Below are 15,953 nucleotides of genomic sequence, written 5' to 3' on the forward strand. Positions count from 1 at the left end.
GTGAATGTGGCCCTAAACAGCTCGGTAGCCTGGGGGGACTATTGGACCTGTCGAAGGGAGGCGACCTGGAGTTTCCAGCGAGACGAGCGTCGCCCAGAGCACAACGCCACCGACCTCACCTTGAGACACTCCCCTGGAGGGCACTGCCCGAGCCGCTACGGAGCCACCGGCTCGGCGACATGGCCCCATCCTGCACTTTCGTAGCCAACAACAACTACAACGGAGTACGCAGTTATGACACCCAGCAAGCACTTCACCCGCACCCTCGGCCTGGCCCTGTGCCTCACGGCCACCGCCCTGAGCAGCACCCTGGCCCAGGCCAAGACCTTCCGCATGGCCATCGGCGACAATGTCGGCGGCACCCAGTACGAGCTGGGCGTCAAGTTCGCCGAGGAGTTCAAGGCCCGCACCGGCGGCAAGCACGAGGCCAAGCTGTTCCCCAACAGCCAGCTGGGCAGCGAGGAGGACACCGTCAGCAACGCCGCCATGGGCACCCTGGACTTCTCCATCCTGGCCATCAACAACGTCACCCCCTTCTCGCCCTCGGTCGGCGTACTGACCCTGCCCTACATGATCCAGAGCCTGGACGATGCGGTGACCCTGACCCAGAGCGAGATCGGCCAGAACCTGACCGACAACACCGTGCGCGACGCCGGTGTGCGCATCATCGGCTGGGCCTACTCGGGCTTCCGCGTGCTGACCAACTCCAAGCGCCCGGTGACCACCCTGGCCGACCTGGAAGGCCTGCAGATCCGCGTGCCGAAGAACGAGATCATGATCGACACCTACCGCGCCTGGGGCATCAACCCGACGCCCATGGCCTGGGCGGAAACCTTCACCGGCCTGCAGCTCAAGGTGGTCGACGGGCAGGACAACCCCTATATCACCGTGTCGGCGATGAAGTTCGACGAGGTGCAGAAGTACATTACGAACATCCGCTACCTGTTCTCCATCGAGCCCCTGATCATCAGCGAGTCGGTGTTCCAGGAGCAGCCGGCCGATGTGCAGCAGGCCATTCTCGCCGCCGGCAAGGCCGCCACCGAGCATAGCGCCCAGTTCCTGGTGGCCGAGGAAGAGAAGATCAAGAAGGAGCTGACCGCCAAGGGCATGGTCATCGCCGACCCGGCCAACGGCGAGAAGGAGTGGATCGACCGCGCCGTGGCTCAGGTCTGGCCCAAGTACGTCGACCAGCTCGGCAAGGACAACCTGAACAAGGCCTTGCAAGCCATGGGTCGCGACCCGCTCTAGTCCCCAGCGCGAGGGCCCAGGGCCCACTGTACGAGCGCCGGGAGGTCGTCCCCCCGGCGTTGTCCACCCAGCGCCGCCAGCCCGCCATCCGGCCACGCCTGGCGCCTCGTTCCACGCGATGAAACGCTGTGTCCCGGCCTGGGCGCAGCGCTTCGGGAGGCCCACCATGAAACCGGCCAGTACCCTGTTCAAGATCATCGACAACCTGGAAAACTACATCTGCCGCACCCTGCTGGCACTGTTCGTGGTCATCCTGTTTGCCCAGATCCTCAGCCGCAACCTGTTCAACCACTCGATCTCCTGGACCGAGGAGCTGGTCACCTACATGTTCGTCTGGTTCGCCTTCTTCGGCGCCAGCTACGCCGCCAAGCTGGCCGCCCACAACCGCGTCACCTTCCAGTTCAAGTTCATGCCGCGCAAGCTGGCAACCGGCCTGGAGGCCTTCTCCGACCTGATCTGGGTCGCCTTCAACGGCTACTTCGTCTACCTCAGCATTCTCTTCTTCACCAAGGCCAACCTGTTCTGGAAGTCCCAGACCCTGGGCATCCCGATGAAGTACCTGTATCTGGTCCTGCCCATCGCCTTCAGCCTGATGGCCCTGCGCGTGCTCCAGGTCAACTACTACAAGCTGGTCAAGGGCATCGACATCCGCGACCCGGAAACCGAGGAGCTGGACAAGATCATCCACGACTCCGCGCAGAACGACGGCAAGCAATTCCGGGAGCGAGTCCATGGTTGATACCAATATTGTCTACATCCTCTTCGGCTCCTTCATCCTGCTGCTGCTGATCGGCACGCCGATCAGCATCTCCCTGGCGGTCTCGGCGCTGGCCTCGTTCCTCTACCTGGGCGAGAACCCGATCAAGTTCGTGCAGATCGCCTTCACCTCGGTGGGCTCCTTCCCGCTGATGGCGCTGCCGGCCTTCATTCTCGCCGGCGCGCTGATGGAGGCGGCGGGCATCTCGAAACGCCTGGTGACCCTGGCAGAAAGCTGCGCCGGGCCGATCACCGGCGGCATCTCCGCCTCCGCGGTGATGGCCTGCCTGTTCTTCGGCGCCATCTCCGGCTCGGGCCCGGCGACCACCGCGGCGGTGGGCATGCTGATGATCCCGGCCATGGTCAAGCGCGGTTATGCCAAGGGCTACGCCTCGGCGGTCACCGCCTCCTCCGGCGGCCTGGGCATCATCATCCCGCCGTCCATCCCCATGGTGATCTTCGGCATCTCGGCCATGGGCCTGCTGCCGTCGCCCGAGGCGGTGGAGAAGTTCGGCGCCTTCGGCTCGGTGTCCATCCCCAAGCTGTTCATCGCCGGCGTGGTCCCCGGGCTGATGCTGGCCGGCGGCCTGCTGGTGATGAACTACTTCCGCTGCAAGAAACTGGGTTACACCGGCAGCGGCGAGGGCTGGTCCTGGAGCAAGATCCGCAAGGCCCTGCGCGATGGCATCTGGTCCATCCTCGCACCCTTCGTGATCCTCGGCGGCATCTACACCGGCCTGTTCACCCCCACCGAGTCGGCCATAGTGGCGATCTTCTACACCCTGTTCGTCGGCCTGTTCATCCACCGCGAACTGCACCTGCCGGAACTGTTCAAGTCGCTGGAGACCACCACCTGGATCACCGGGCGGGTGCTGGTGATACTGTTCACCGCCACGGTGTTCGGCCGCCTGCTGGTGGAGAACCAGATTCCGGCGATAGTCGCCGACGGCATGCTCAGCCTGACCGACAATATCTACCTGATCTGGATCCTGATCATCGGCTTCCTGCTGTTCGTCGGCATGTTCATGGAGACCCTGGCGGCCATCATGATCCTCACCCCGGTGATACTGCCGGTCGCCTACAGCCTGGGCATCGACCCGGTGCACTTCGGCATCGTGCTGATCTGCTGCCTGAGCATCGGCTTCATGACCCCGCCGATGGGCGAGAACCTGTTCATCGCCTCCGGCATCTCCGGCACGGCGATCGAGGACATCTCGCACAAGGCCCTGCCCTTCGTGGCGATCCTGACCATCGCCACCCTGATCATCGCCTACGTGCCGGCGATCAGCCTGACCCTGCCCGCCCTATTGGGGTACTGACGCCCGCGCCGCGGCCTGCCGGGCGCGCCGAGGCGCCCCGGCAGCCGCCTGTCCCTTCGTCGGCTAGCGCCGGCCAACGCGGCGACGCCCGCCATGCACAGCTTGACCCCTGTCGTGCAACTGGCTAGCTTTAGGCCTCGTTTCGCCGCATTCCCCTACGGTTCCGCCATGAGCCCGCACGCGTCGCCTTTCCGCCTCGATCGCCACGCCGCCACCCGCCGCGTAGCCGTCCGCGCGTGCGCCGTGCCACCACCTGTCTCGCCGCCCAGCGTCCGCCGGGCCGGCACTCCGCCGCCGCCCCCGGCCTTCGCCGTAGCGGGCTGATACCCGCTCCCTTACCGGCTCCGAACCTGGCCTGACGGCCGGCGAGCGCCTGCGCGCCTCGCCCGTCGGAGCTCGTCGCGACTTATCGACAGGTGCTTCACCATGGTTTTCGACAAGACCTCCTGGGCCGCTTGCGGCTCGACCCTGCTGTTCGTCCTGCTCTGGGGCAGCGGGGCGATCTTCGCCCGCGTGGGCCTGGATCATGCCTCGCCCTTCGCCTTCCTGGTCCTGCGCTTCGCCCTCGCCTGCGCCGCCCTGCTGCTGCTCGCCAGCCTGCACGGGCGCTGGCTGCCGGCGCCTGGCCAGCGCCGGCGAACGCTGCTGACCGGGCTGCTGATGATCGGCGGCTACACCATCTGCTACCTGCTGGCCCTGGACCGCGGGCTCACTCCCGGGGTACTGGCCACCGTGCTAGGCGTGCAACCCATCCTCACCCTGGCCCTGCTGGAACGGCGCTTCGCCGCGCTGCGCCTGGTCGGCCTGGGCCTGGCCCTGGGCGGTCTAGGCCTGGTGGTGAACGAGGGCCTGCAGCGCAGTCGCCTGTCCGGTGAGGGCATGCTGTTCGCCCTGGCGGCTCTGGCATGCATGACCCTCGGGGCAATCCGCCAGAAAGGCCAGGAGCAGGCGCCCTTGGCCGTGCTGCCACTGCAGTACGGCGTCAGCCTGCTGGCCTGTGTGCTGGTGCTGCCCTTCCAGCCCTGGCAAGTGCAGTTCTCCCTGGACTTCCTGGTGCCGCTGCTGTGGATGGCGCTGGTCATTTCGGTGGCCGCGCAGCTGCTGCTGTATCGCCTGATTCGCGCCGGCAACCTGGTCAACGTCACCAGCCTGTTCTACCTGGTGCCGGTGGTCACCGCGGCCATGGACTACCTGTTTCTCGGCAATCGCCTGTCGACCAGCGCTCTGGGCGGCATGCTGGCGATCCTCCTCGGCCTGCTGCTGGTGTTCCGCTTCGCCCCGCGGCAGTAGCGGCATGGGCGCGGCGGCCGAGACGCCGCGCCCGCTCAGCCCTCGGCCTGCTCCAGGGCCTGCACCAGCGCCTTGAGGAAGCGCGCCGCCTCGCCGCCGGTGACCGCGCGGTGGTCGAAGGTCAGCGACAGCGGCAGGATCGGATGCACCACCACCTTGCCGTTCACCGCCACCGGCTCGTCGCGGATGCCGCCGGCGCCGATGATCGCCACCTGCGGCGGCACCACGATGGGGTTGGCGTAGCGGCCGAACAGGGTGCCGAAGTTGGACAGGGTCAGGGTCGCGCCCATCATCTCCTGGGGCGGGATGGAGCGCGCCTTGACGTCGGCGCGCAGGCGTTGTGCCCCCGCCTTGAGGTCCTCGGCGCTGCGCGCGCCGACGTTGCGCAGCACCGGCACGAACAGGCCCTCGGGGCTGTCCACGGCGATGCCCAGGTCGAGCTGCTGGTGCTGCTTGAGCGACAGGTTCTTGCCGTCGAACCAGCTGTTGAGCACCGGCTCGGCCTGGCAGGCCACGGCGATGGCCTGGGCCAGGCGTACCAGCGGGTCGCGGGCCTGCTTCCAGCGATGCAGGTCGGCGTCGCCGACTATGACCACCGGCACCACCTCGGCGTGGGAGCGGGCCATGTTGATCGCCATGCTGCGCCGCACGCCGCGCAGCTTCTCGCCGCCGAACCTGTCGCGGGCGCTCTGGGTGGCGGCCTCGACGTCGGCGCGGGTGATCAGGCCGTCACTGCCGCTGCCGCTCAGGGTGCTCAGGTCGACGCCCAGCTGGCGCGCCAGCTGGCGCACCGCCGGGGTGGCGCGCGGCGCCAGGTGCTCGCGGGTCGAGGGCGCGGCGCCGACGAAGAAGCTGTCGTCCTGGGCCTCGCCGCCGCCCTCCAGGCGGCCGACCACGGTGCCGGAGTCGGCCTCGCCCTCGTAGGCCAGCAACGGTTCGCCGACGTGGAGGATGTCGCCCTCGGCGCCGAAGGTCTTGAGCACCACGCCGTCGTAGGGCGCGGGGATGTCGACTATGGCCTTGGCGGTTTCCACCGAGACCAGCAGCTGGTCGGTCTTCACCGCGTCGCCGGCCTTGACGTGCCACTCGACGATCTCGGCTTCCTGCAGGCCCTCGCCCAGGTCGGGCAGCTTGAAATACTTCATGGCGACGCTCCTCAGGCGTAGTTCAGCACGGTGTCGCAGGCCGCGAGGATGTCCTCGACGCCCGGGATGTAGAGCTGTTCCAGGCGATACAGCGGCGGCGGGATGTCCGGCGCGGTGACCCGCTGGATCGGCGCCTGCAGGTCGAGCAGGGCCCGCTCGTAGAGGCTGGCGGCGATCTCCGCGCCGACCGCGCAGCTCTTCGGCGCCTCGTGGACGATCACGCAGCGCCCGGTCTTGCGCACCGAGGCCTCCAGGGTGTCGAGGTCCAGCGGCTTGACGCAGGCGACGTCGATCACCTCGGCGGCGATGCCCTGCTCGGCCAGGCGGGCGGCCGCCTGCAGGGTCTCGTGGACGCTGGCGCCCCAGCTGACCAGGGTCAGGTCGCCGCCCTCGCGCAGGGTGAAGCAGCTGTCCAGCGGCAGGCGCTTGCCGTCGTCGACCAGCACCTGAGGATTCATCCGGTACAGCCGGGTCGGCTCAAGGAAGATCACCGGGTCGGGGTCGTCGATCGCCGCCAGCAGCAGGCCGTAGGCCCGCGCCGGCGACGAGGGCATGACCACGCGCAGGCCGGGAATATGGGCGAATAGCGCCTCGGTGCTCTCGCTGTGGTGTTCCGGGGCGCGGATGCCGGCGCCCATCGGCGTGCGCAGCACCATGGGGCAGGTCAGGCGGCCGCGGGTGCGGTTGCGCAGGCGACTGGCGTGGGACACCAGCTGGTCCAGGGCCGGGTAGATGAAGCCCATGAACTGGATCTCCATCACCGGTTTCAGGCCCTGGGCGGCCATGCCCACGGCCAGGCCGGCGATCATCGTCTCGGCCAGCGGCGTGTCGATCACCCGCTTGAAGCCGAAGGCCTCACGCAGGCCGGCGGTGGCGCGGAACACCCCGCCGTTGACGCCGATGTCCTCGCCGAGCACCACGACGTCGTCGTCCTCGGCCATGGCCCGGTGCAGGGCCAGGTTGACCGCCTCCAGCAGGCTCAGCTTGCGTTCACTCATGGCGGTTCTCCTCGCGGCGGGCGGCCCGCTCGCGGAACTGCTCGCGCTGCTCGGCCAGGGCCGCCGGCCACTGCGCGTAGACATAGTCGAAGACCGTGTCCGGGGCCTGCTCGCCCGCCGCCTCGAAGGCCGCCACGGCCTGCTGCACCCGGCCCTGGCACTCGCCGACCAGTTCCTGCTCGCGCTGCTCGTCCCACACGCCCTGGGCCGCCAGGTAGCTCTGCAGGCGCTTGATCGGCTCCTCCTGCCAGGCCTGCTTGACCTCCTCGGAGCTGCGGTAGCGGCTGGCATCGTCCGCCGTGGTGTGGTCGCCGAGGCGGTAGCTGAGGCATTCCAGCAGCACCGGCCCCTTGCCCTGGCGCGTCCGCTCCAGGGCACTGCGCAGGCGGTCGTAGACGGCGAGGATGTCGTTGCCGTCGACCTGCTCGCCGTGGAAGCCGGCGCCCAGGGCCTTCTGCGCCAGGGTCGGGGCGCCGCACTGGATGCGCCGCGGCACCGAGATGGCCCACTGGTTGTTGTTGACCACGAACACCACCGGCAGCTGCCAGGCACCGGCGACGTTCAGCGCCTCGAGGAAGTCGCCCTTGCTGGTGGCGCCGTCGCCGCAGGTGGTGACGGCGACGCGGTGCTCGCCGCGGATCTTCATCGCCGTGGCCACGCCGCAGGCATGCAGGGCCTGGGTGGCGATCGGCACGCACAGCGGGAAATCCTGGCCCACGGCCGGGTCGACGTAGGCGCTGCCGCGCTCGTCGCCGCCCCAGTAGAGCAGGATCTCCTCCATCTTCACCCCGCGCATCACCTGCGCCGCGGTGTCGCGGTAGTAGGGCACCAGCACGTCGTCGGCGCGCATCAGGGCGCCGATGGCCACGCCTATGGCCTCCTGGCCGACGGTCGGCGCATAGGTGCCGATGCGTCCGGTGCGCTGCAGGGCCACGGCCTTCTGGTCGAACAGGCGGGTCAGCACCATCTGCCGGTACAGGCGAATCAGCAGGTCGAAGTCGTCGGCCCAGTCCGGCAGGCGGCCGAGCAGGCGGCCATCGGGCTCGAGGTAGCGGGTGTAGGGCAGTTTCAGACTCTCAGGCATGCGAAACCTCCTCGGCACCGGGTAGGTGGTTGAACGCGCCCCGCGGCTCGTCGCGGCGGGCTTCGGCAGGGCGCTTGCCGCGCCGCTCAGCGGCCGTACAGCAGGCGCTCGGCCAGGCTGTCGGCGACCCGCGCCGGCGAGCGTTTCTCGGCCTGGGCGTGGGCGTAGATCTCGGTCAGGCGCTCGCTGATCTTGGTCAGGTGCGCGGTGATGGTGGTCAGGCTCTCGCCCCGGTGCTGCAGCGCCACGTAGATCAGCCCGCCGGAGTTGATCACGTAGTCCGGCGCATAGAGGATGCCGCGGTTCTGCAGGCTGTCGGCGACCGCCAGATCGGCCAGCTGGGTGTTGGCCGCCCCGGCCACCACCGCACAGTGCAGCTGCCCCACCGTCTCGGCATTGAGGATGCCACCCAGGCCGCAGGGCGCGAGGATGTCGCAGGGCGTGGCGAGCAGGTCTGCGCAGGGCACCGCCTTGGCGCCCAGCTGCTCCACCGCCAGTTGCACCCGGCCGGCATCCAGGTCGCTGACCAGCAGCTCGGCGCCGACGGCATGCAGCTGCTCGGCCAGGGCGTAGCCGACATGGCCGAGGCCCTGGATCGCCACCCGCAGCCCTTCCAGGTCGTTGCTGCCCAGGCGCGCCATGGCGCTGGCGCGAATCCCGGCGAACACGCCCATGGCCGTGTGCGGCGAAGGATCGCCACCGCGGGAGGTGCTGGTGACATGGCGGGTGTGCTGGGCGATGCAGTCCATGTCGGCGCTGGAGGTGCCGCTGTCCACCGCGGTGATGTAGCGTCCGCCGAGGGTTTCGATGAAACGGCCGAAGGCCTCGAACAGCGCGCCGCGGTTCGCCACGTGGGCCGGGCGCATGATCACCGCCTTGCCGCCGCCCTGCTCCAGGCCGGCCAGGGCCGCCTTGTAGCTCATGCTCTGGGCCAGGCGCATGGCGTCGTGGATCGCGCTCTGCTCGTCGGGGTAGGCCAGGTAACGGCAACCGCCGAGCGCCGGGCCGAGACGGGTGCTGTGGATGGCGATCACCGCCTTGAGCCCGGTCGCCGGGTCCTGGGCGAAGTGCAACGCCTCCTGCCGGGAGGCTTCCATCATGGCGAACATGCTGTGGCTCCTTGGCCTCGGGGCCGGCACGGCACTGACGCGGCGTGCCGGCGCCTGCGAGTCTCTTCGTTAACGCCAGTATAGGCGCGCTCCCCGCCGCTGCCGGGCCGAGCCGACATAAGTCCACCGTCCCGGGGCTGGACGCCGCGCCGGCGGCCGGCTACAACCCTGTCATCAGCGGAGGTGAGCATGAGCCCGCGCCAATCCTGCCTAGCCTGCCTCGAGCGCGAACCGCCCGCCCTGTTCGAGGCGGCGTTGTGGATCGCCGCCGAGCACGATTCGACGCTGCAACCCCGGCAGGTGCTGGGCGAACTGCACGGCCTGCAGCAGCAGGTCGACGCCGGCCTGCCCAGCCTGCCCGCCCGGGAGCTGGCCCAACCACTGCTGCGGCGCCTGGGCGAGCTGGACTTCCACGAAGACGAGGCCCAGCCGCCAGCGCCGCGGGCCGCCCTGCTGCATCAGGTGCTGCGCCGGCGCCGCGGCCAGCCGCTGTCGCTGGCGCTGATCGCCCTGGAGCTGGCACGGCGCCTGGCCATTCCCCTGCAGGGGGTGAACTTCCCCGGGCATTTTCTGCTGCGCGTACCGGGCGCCGATCACCTGCTCGACCCCTGCGGCGGCCGCCGCCTGTACCCCCGCGACTGCCGCGAGCTGCTGCTGCACCAGTTCGGCGCCCGGGCCGAGCTCAACGCCGGCCACCTGCAGGGCTGCGATGCCCACGCGATGCTGCAGCGCCTGTCGCGCAACCTGCGCCAGCTGCACCTGCAGGCCCAGGACTACCTGGCCGCGCTGAAGGACGCCGAGCGGGTGCTGCAGCTGGGCGCGCCGAGCCTCGCCGACCACCTGGCCCGGGCCGACCTGTACCGGCAGCTGGACTGCCCCCAGGGCGAGCGCTTCGACCTGCAGCGCGCCCTGCTGTTGTGTGACGATGCGGCCCAGCGCCTGCAGCTCGGCGAGCGCCTGCGCCGACTGAGCACCACGCCGGCGCTGCACTGAGCACGAACCGCCGCAGCCTTACAACAGCCCAAGTGCCTTGGCCCGCGCCACCGCCTGGGTGCGCCGGGCCACGCCGAGCTTGCCGTTGATGCGCCGGGCGTGGGTCTTGACCGTGTGCAGGGAGATATACAGCTGCTCGGCCACCTCCTGATTGGAGCAGCCCTGGGCGATCAGCCGCAGTACCGCCACTTCGCGACCACTCAGGGGCGCCGGGCCGTCGCCATCGGCGGCGGCACCGGCGCCGCCCTCGTCCGCCTCGAACCACAGGCAGCGGTAGTTCAGGCGTTGGCGCAGGGCCTGGCCCGCCTGCCGCGCCTGGGCCGCGGCCTGGGCATCGCCGGCCGCCACGCAGGCCTCGGCCAGGCTCAGCCAGAGCTCGCTGGCGAGCGCCTGGCGGCCCTCGCCCAGGACCTGGTCGAGCAGGACGCGCAGGGGCTGGCGCACGTCCGTGCCCTGCTCCAGTTCCAGGCGCAACAGCAGATAGCGCAGGCGCGGCAGCAGCTCGGGGAAAGGCGCCGGAGGCAGCAGCGCGGCATGCCGGCGGCCATGCTCGAGGACCCGGCTGAGGGCCTCGCGGGCCCGCTCGTGATGCCCCTGCCACAGCCACAGGCGGCTGCTGGCCAGCAGCAGCACGCCACGGTAGAGGGTATCGGCGACCCGCTGGCGCTGCATCAGGCGCTCGGCCTCGGCCAGCCGCGCGAAGGCCCCGGAGAGGTCGCGCTGGCGCGCCGCCAGCTCGGCCAGGCCGAGAAAGCCGTGGAAGGCGCCGGGGTCCTCGTGGCGCAGCGCCTCCTCGAGCCCGCCCTGCAGGCGGCCGGCGGCCTCCTCCAGCTGGCCCTGGCGCAGGGCCAGACGCCCCAGGCGCAGGAGGACCCGCCCACGCACCGGGTCGGCCGCGACGGCTGCCCGTCCAGCTGCTCGAGCACCCGCTGCAGCAGGGCCTGGGCGCGGGCGAATTCGCCGCGCGACTCCAGCAGCAGGCCATGGTCCAGCTCCAGCAGCGCCTCGAACACCGCGCTGCCGTGGCGCCGCGCCTGCTTCAAGGCCGCGTAGCCCAGGCGCTGGGCCTCCTCCAGGCGCCCCTCGCCGATCGCCATCTGGGTCAGCGCCGAGCGACACAGCAGGCTCTGCGCCCAGGCCCGCTCCGGCAGCAGCGCCAGGGCCTCGAGCAGGTGCAGGCGCGCCTGCCCGGCACAGCCGCGGCCGAACGCGGCGATGCCGCTGAGCGCCTGCCACTGGGCGAACAGCTCGACCGTGCGCTCGCCATCGCCCCGGGGCTGGAAGCGCGCCAGCTGATCGGCGCAGGCCTGGGCCTCGTCCAGGCGCCCGACCAGCAGCAGCACCCAGGCATTCAGCAGGATCAACCGCGGCGTGCTCAGCAACAGGCTCGCCGGCAGCTCGCCGCGCCAGCGCAGGATCAGCGCCAGGTCCTGGCCCTGCAGCACCTGCTCCTCGGTGAAGCGCTCGAGAAAGCTCGCCGCCACCTCCGGCTGCCCACCCTTGAGCGCATGCGCCACCGCCGCCCGGGTATCGCCCCGGGCGGCGAACCACTGGCTGGCATGCAGGTGCAGGCTGGTACAGGGCGCGCCCCTGGCCAGCTGCTGCAGCAGCATGGCCAACGGCGGGAACACCTCGTACCAGTCGGCCTGGTCCTCCAGCTCGTCGATGAACAGGCCGCGGGCGCGCAACGCCTGCAGCCAGTCGGCGCCCTCGCCCACGCCCAGCAGGTGCTCGCACAGCTCGGCATTGAAGCGGGGGATCTGCGCCAGCTGGCCGAGGCTGTGCTGCAGTTCGGCCGGCAACCCGTGCAGCACCTCGTGCTCGACGTATTCGCGCACCAGGCCGTCGTGCTCCTCGCCCGGCGCCTGCGCCACCCGCTCGCCCTGGGCGGCCAGCAGGCGCAGGCGCAGCGCCGCCGGCCAGCCGCGGCTCTGCCCGTGGAGGCTGTCGGCCCAGGCCAGCCGGGCGGCATCGACCTGGCGCAGCCAGGCGCCGACCTCCTCGGCGCTGAAGCGCAGATCCGCCGCGCCCAGCTCGAACAGCTCGCCTTCGAGCAGCAGCCGCGGCAGGTTGCAGGCCGGCCGCCGCCGGCTGGCCAGCCACCAGCCGATGCCGGCGGCGGCCGCGCCGAGCAGGCGGTCGAGGCAGGCGTCCAGGGCGGCGTCCGGCTCACGCGGGTAGTCGTCGAGAAACAGCCACAGGCGCCGCGCTTCCTGCTCCAGGCGCGCCAGCAGCTGCGCCTCGCCCCCGGGCCGATAGCCCAGGGCCAGGGCCAGCTGCTCGCAGAGCGTGGCCGGCGACCAGGGCTGGCCGGCGCAGTTGAGCCACAGCGCGCGGCAGTCCGGCGGGCAGGCGCGGGCACAGTCGGCGAGCAGCACCGACTTGCCGAAGCCGGCCGGCGCGATGAGCAGGCGCAGGCGGCAGTCCTGCTGCAGCAGGCGCTGCTGCAACGGTTCGCGGCGGATATGCCCGGGGGGCTGGCGCGGCGGCGTAGCGCGGGCGCAGGGCGACGGGGCGAAGGGCGTGACGGACGCTTGGGCAGGAACGGTCATGGCGGTCGTTGATTGTTCTTATCGGACAAACCGGTTGCTCCGAGGCTAGCCGCCGACCCGCCGCGGCGACAGCTGTATCAGCCGCCCTGATGGTCGCCAATAAAAAAGGCGGCCCGCAGGCCGCCGAATCTTCGCGTCGTCTGAGCGCGCCGGGCCTCAACGCACCCCGGAGGTACGCAGGGCGGCGGGGGTGTAGTCGGCGGCGCTGGCATCGAAGCCGAAGTCGTAGGCGGACTTCTCCTCGTTCTTCATGCCCAGGGCCAGGTAGCGTCCGGCGACCACGTCGTACAGCGCCTCCAGGGTGTAGCTCGGCACCTTGTGGTTGAAGTACTGCTGGGCGTGGCCCTCGGCCACCCGCCACAGCTGGCCGCGGCCGTCGTAGTGATCGACCAGGGCCAGCTGCCAGCTGTCCTCGTCGAAGTACAGGTGGCGCTTGGCATAGATGTGCCGCTCGCCGCCCTTCAGGGTGGCCTCCACCTCCCAGACCCGGTGCAGCTCGTAGCGGGTCAGGTCCTGGTTGATGTGCCCGGCCTTGATCACCTCGTCGTAGCTCAGCGCCGGCGAGTCGAGCCTGTAGCTGTTGTAGGGGATGTACATCTCCTTCTTGCCGATCAGCTTCCAGTCGTAGCGGTCCGGGGCGCCGGAGAACAGGTCGAAGTTGTCCGCCGTGCGCATGCCGTCGGAGGCGGTACCGGGGCCGTCGTAGGCGACCTGCGGGGCGCGGCGCACGCGGCGCTGGCCGGCGTTGTAGATCCACGCCAGGCGCGGCTCCTTGACCTGGTCGATGGTCTCGTGGACCAGCAGCACGTTGCCGGCCAGGCGCGCGGGGGCGGTCACCCGCTGCTTGAAGTAGAGCAGGATGTTGCCGGCCTTGGCCGGGTCGAGATCGGGCATGTCGGCGGGAAAGGCCACCTCGTCCTCGAACTTGACCAGGCTGTAGGAGCCGTTGGTCTGCGGCGTCGCCTGGGTGATCAGGCGGCGCACGTTGCCGCCGCGGTAGCGGGTGATGTGGTTCCACACCACCTCGACCCCGCTCTTGGGAATGGGAAAGGCGTAGTAGCGGCTGTCGGCGAAGTTCTGCAGGCCGTTGCCGCCGTCCACCGGCACGGTGTTGAGGGCGCTGCGCTTGGCCGCGGCATAGATCGCCTCGGGCACCGCGGCCGTGCGATGGGTCCGGTAGACCGGGAGCCTGTAGCTGTCCGGGTAGCGCTTGAGCATCGCCAGCTGGCCGGCGGACAGCTTGTCGCGGTACTGCTCGGCGTTGCTTGCATCGATGGTGAACAGCGGCTGCTCGTCGGCGAAGGGGTCGGCGAGGAAGCCCTTGGCATCGACCTTGGCCGCGTCGGCCGGCAGGCCGCCAGTCCAGGCCGGGATGCTGCCGTCGGCATTGCCGGCCATCTGCGCGCCCAGCGGGGTCAGGCTGACGCCCAGTTGCGCCGCCTCCTGCTCGGAGACCGCGGCCATCACGCTGCCGGCCAGCAGGCTCAGGGCCAATGCGCCGGTGTGCAGGATTCTTGTGCTTTTCATCGGGTGGGGATCCTTTGCGCGGGGTTGATCAGAAGTTCACGCCGAAACTCAGCGCGACGAAGTCGCGGTCGGTGATGGTGTTGTATTCGCCGCCGAAGAAGTCGGTGTAGCTGAGGCTGGCGTTGTAGGTGTTCTGGTAGTCGGCGCTGAGACCGAGGCTGACGGCCTTGCTGCCTTCGTTGAAGTTCGGCCCGTAGCCGTCGACGTCATGGGACCAGGCGATGCTCGGGGTCAGGTTGATGCCGGCGATCAGGTTGGCGTACTCGGCGCTGGCGCGCAGGCGATAGCCCCAGGAGTTGCTGGTGAAGAAGCCGTCGCCCTGGCACTCGTCCGGGTTGGCCGAGTTGAACAGGGCGCAGACGCCCGGGGCGGCGAACTCGCCGGCGCCGAAGATGGGATCGCGGCCGAAACGCAGCTCGCCGACGTCCTCGTCGATGCCGTTGATGTGGTTGTAGCCGACCTCGCCGAGCAGGGTCAGGCGGCTGGCACCGAGCACCCGGTCGATGAACTGCACCGCGGTGATCTGCGCCTGGGTCACGGCGCGGCGCTCGTAGCCGTGGATATCGGCGCCGGCGACATTCTGCGCATGGCCGCTGGTGAACACCGGCGCGACCGGCAGGCCGAGGGCGGCGAAGGACAGGTCGGTGGAGTTGATCTGCAGCGGCATGTTCGGCCGGTAGCTGACCTCGCCGGATAGCGCGGTGCCGCCGACGTTGGTCTGGAAGCTGACGCCGTACAGGCGGATGTCCTCCGGGTACTCGATGAAGTAGCGGGCGTTCGGCGCGCCCGGGATGAAGGCCGGCGACGGCGTGGTGGTGCGGATGGTGCTGAACACCGGGTTGCGGCTGTGGTAGTTCATGGCGTAGAGGCCGAACTCGGTGTCGTGCAGCGCCTCGGCGAACCAGCGCAGGGCCACCCCGTACTGGCCGCTGTCGCGGGCGTCGCGGTCGCCGGCGCGGGGGATGTAGAGGTTCTCCCCGGGGGCGAAGCTGTTGTTCGACTCGCCCGGCGGCAGGTCCGGGCCGAACACCACCAGGCGGTCCTCGCAGCCATCGGCGACCACGTCGGCGGTGGAGAAGAAGGTGCCGCAATTGTCCGCCACCGTCTGGTCCCACTCCAGCTGGTAGAAGGCTTCCAGGCTCAGCGAATCGCTCAGGCTCTGCGACAGGTAGAGCATGTTGACCGGGATCAGGCCCTCCTTGATCTCCGCGCCGGGGCGGCGGAAGGCGGCGGCGTCGATCGGGTTGATCGAGTTGATCGAGTTCTGGATGAAGGTGCTCTCGCCCCAGCTGACCACCTGCTTGCCCACCCGCACGCTGCCCGGCAGGCTGCCGAGGCTGTAGTTGTGGTAGAGGAAGGCGTCGAGGATCTCCGCCCCCGAGGACTGCGCCGCCTGTTTGCGGTTGTGGTCGTCGATGTCGTAGAACAGCCGGTGCTCGTCCTTGGTCTCAAAGTCGTACCAGTACTTGCCGCGGATGAAGGCGCCGCTGTCGCCGTACTTCAACTCCAGGTCGTGGATGCCCTTGAAGATCTTCGAGAAGGTCTCGCCCTTCTTGAAGTTCAGCCGGCCGTCGTCCGAGGTGCGCGAGGAGGCGGAGCCGCCGCTGGCGGTGGAGATGAAGTCCGGGTCGGCGCCGCGCACCGCCCAGCTGGCGCCGACGGACAGCGACGAGTCGAACTGCCCCTCGATCTCGCCGAGACTGAAGTCGAGCGCCTGCACCGGCGCCACGCCGCCCAGGGCGACGGCGACGGCCAGCGCGCAGGGCTGGAACACGGCATGTCTTGTTCTTGTTGTCATGCGGCTCTCCTGGAAAGCATGGTTGCGTGTCGAGCCCCAACGCTAACCAGTCGCCCCCGGGCGGATAAGCGCCCGAAAGTGGTATTTGCCCCGTCAGCCGAAAGGATGAAGCCCCGCCCGCCACGGCGCTCTGG

At 69.8% G+C, this 15,953-nt stretch carries 11 protein-coding genes and 1 pseudogene; 5 read left to right on the forward strand and 7 right to left on the reverse strand.

The annotated features are described in order from the left end of the window. Window positions 1-234: 234 nt before the first annotated feature. From I0D00_RS07665 to I0D00_RS07680, 4 genes are all read left to right on the forward strand, one after another. The gene (locus I0D00_RS07665; RefSeq protein ID WP_213639141.1) at window positions 235-1,248 is read left to right on the forward strand and encodes a TRAP transporter substrate-binding protein; all 1,014 of its coding nucleotides are present in this window, start codon (window positions 235-237) and stop codon (window positions 1,246-1,248) included. Window positions 1,249-1,414: 166 nt separating this feature from the next. After that, complete coding sequence (locus I0D00_RS07670; protein WP_213639142.1) at window positions 1,415-1,987, forward strand: TRAP transporter small permease; 573 nt, start codon at window positions 1,415-1,417, stop codon at window positions 1,985-1,987. Next, the gene (locus I0D00_RS07675; protein ID WP_213639143.1) at window positions 1,980-3,323 is read left to right on the forward strand and encodes a TRAP transporter large permease; all 1,344 of its coding nucleotides are present in this window, start codon (window positions 1,980-1,982) and stop codon (window positions 3,321-3,323) included. Before I0D00_RS07670 ends, I0D00_RS07675 begins: the two co-directional genes overlap by 8 nt. Before the next feature lie 426 nt (window positions 3,324-3,749). Then, entirely contained in the window at window positions 3,750-4,613 is an 864-nt protein-coding gene (locus I0D00_RS07680; protein WP_213639144.1) for a DMT family transporter, read from the forward strand. 35 nt (window positions 4,614-4,648) lie between these two features. Here the strand turns inward: I0D00_RS07680 and I0D00_RS07685 are convergent, their stop codons facing one another. From I0D00_RS07685 to I0D00_RS07700, 4 genes are all read right to left on the reverse strand, one after another. After that, entirely contained in the window at window positions 4,649-5,758 is a 1,110-nt protein-coding gene (locus I0D00_RS07685; protein ID WP_213639145.1) for a dihydrolipoamide acetyltransferase family protein, read from the reverse strand. 11 nt (window positions 5,759-5,769) lie between these two features. Continuing rightward, window positions 5,770-6,756, reverse strand: a complete 987-nt coding sequence (locus I0D00_RS07690; RefSeq protein ID WP_213639146.1) for an alpha-ketoacid dehydrogenase subunit beta — start codon at window positions 6,754-6,756, stop codon at window positions 5,770-5,772. Further along, window positions 6,749-7,840, reverse strand: a complete 1,092-nt coding sequence (pdhA, locus tag I0D00_RS07695) for a pyruvate dehydrogenase (acetyl-transferring) E1 component subunit alpha (protein WP_213639147.1) — start codon at window positions 7,838-7,840, stop codon at window positions 6,749-6,751. The genes I0D00_RS07690 and pdhA overlap by 8 nt, the downstream gene beginning before the upstream one ends. A gap of 86 nt (window positions 7,841-7,926) precedes the next feature. Further along, window positions 7,927-8,949 carry a Leu/Phe/Val dehydrogenase gene (locus I0D00_RS07700; RefSeq protein ID WP_213639148.1) on the reverse strand — a complete coding sequence of 341 codons (1,023 nt, stop codon included), beginning with the start codon at window positions 8,947-8,949 and terminating at the stop codon, window positions 7,927-7,929. Window positions 8,950-9,138: 189 nt separating this feature from the next. On the opposite strand from I0D00_RS07700, the gene I0D00_RS07705 reads away from it, so the two are divergent. Beyond that, on the forward strand, window positions 9,139-9,942 hold the full coding sequence (locus tag I0D00_RS07705) for a SirB1 family protein (protein WP_213639149.1): 804 nt from the start codon (window positions 9,139-9,141) through the stop codon (window positions 9,940-9,942). Between the two features lie 18 nt (window positions 9,943-9,960). Here the strand turns inward: I0D00_RS07705 and I0D00_RS07710 are convergent. The 3 genes and pseudogenes from I0D00_RS07710 to I0D00_RS07720 all read right to left on the reverse strand — a co-directional run bounded on the left by I0D00_RS07710 (window position 9,961) and on the right by I0D00_RS07720 (window position 15,819). After that, a pseudogene (locus tag I0D00_RS07710) lies at window positions 9,961-12,494 on the reverse strand (helix-turn-helix transcriptional regulator). Window positions 12,495-12,650: 156 nt separating this feature from the next. Continuing rightward, window positions 12,651-14,021, reverse strand: a complete 1,371-nt coding sequence (locus I0D00_RS07715) for a DUF1329 domain-containing protein (protein ID WP_213639150.1) — start codon at window positions 14,019-14,021, stop codon at window positions 12,651-12,653. Window positions 14,022-14,049: 28 nt separating this feature from the next. Then, the gene (locus I0D00_RS07720; RefSeq protein WP_213639151.1) at window positions 14,050-15,819 is read right to left on the reverse strand and encodes a DUF1302 domain-containing protein; all 1,770 of its coding nucleotides are present in this window, start codon (window positions 15,817-15,819) and stop codon (window positions 14,050-14,052) included. Window positions 15,820-15,953: the final 134 nt, after the last annotated feature.

The organism is Pseudomonas lalucatii (genome assembly GCF_018398425.1).
In the GTDB taxonomy this organism is placed as follows: Bacteria; Pseudomonadota; Gammaproteobacteria; order Pseudomonadales; family Pseudomonadaceae; genus Aquipseudomonas; species Aquipseudomonas lalucatii.

Bases quoted from the DNA above. Each gene is read 5' to 3' on its own strand.
- I0D00_RS07690 (WP_213639146.1), bottom strand. From the start codon at position 6,756: ATGAGTGAACGCAAGCTGAGCCTGCTGGAGGCGGTCAACCTGGCCCTG.
- I0D00_RS07675 (WP_213639143.1), top strand. From the start codon at position 1,980: ATGGTTGATACCAATATTGTCTACATCCTCTTCGGCTCCTTCATCCTG.
- I0D00_RS07720 (WP_213639151.1), bottom strand. From the start codon at position 15,819: ATGACAACAAGAACAAGACATGCCGTGTTCCAGCCCTGCGCGCTGGCC.
- I0D00_RS07680 (WP_213639144.1), top strand. From the start codon at position 3,750: ATGGTTTTCGACAAGACCTCCTGGGCCGCTTGCGGCTCGACCCTGCTG.
- I0D00_RS07700 (WP_213639148.1), bottom strand. From the start codon at position 8,949: ATGTTCGCCATGATGGAAGCCTCCCGGCAGGAGGCGTTGCACTTCGCC.
- I0D00_RS07685 (WP_213639145.1), bottom strand. From the start codon at position 5,758: ATGAAGTATTTCAAGCTGCCCGACCTGGGCGAGGGCCTGCAGGAAGCC.
- I0D00_RS07670 (WP_213639142.1), top strand. From the start codon at position 1,415: ATGAAACCGGCCAGTACCCTGTTCAAGATCATCGACAACCTGGAAAAC.
- I0D00_RS07715 (WP_213639150.1), bottom strand. From the start codon at position 14,021: ATGAAAAGCACAAGAATCCTGCACACCGGCGCATTGGCCCTGAGCCTG.
- I0D00_RS07665 (WP_213639141.1), top strand. From the start codon at position 235: ATGACACCCAGCAAGCACTTCACCCGCACCCTCGGCCTGGCCCTGTGC.
- pdhA (WP_213639147.1), bottom strand. From the start codon at position 7,840: ATGCCTGAGAGTCTGAAACTGCCCTACACCCGCTACCTCGAGCCCGAT.
- I0D00_RS07705 (WP_213639149.1), top strand. From the start codon at position 9,139: ATGAGCCCGCGCCAATCCTGCCTAGCCTGCCTCGAGCGCGAACCGCCC.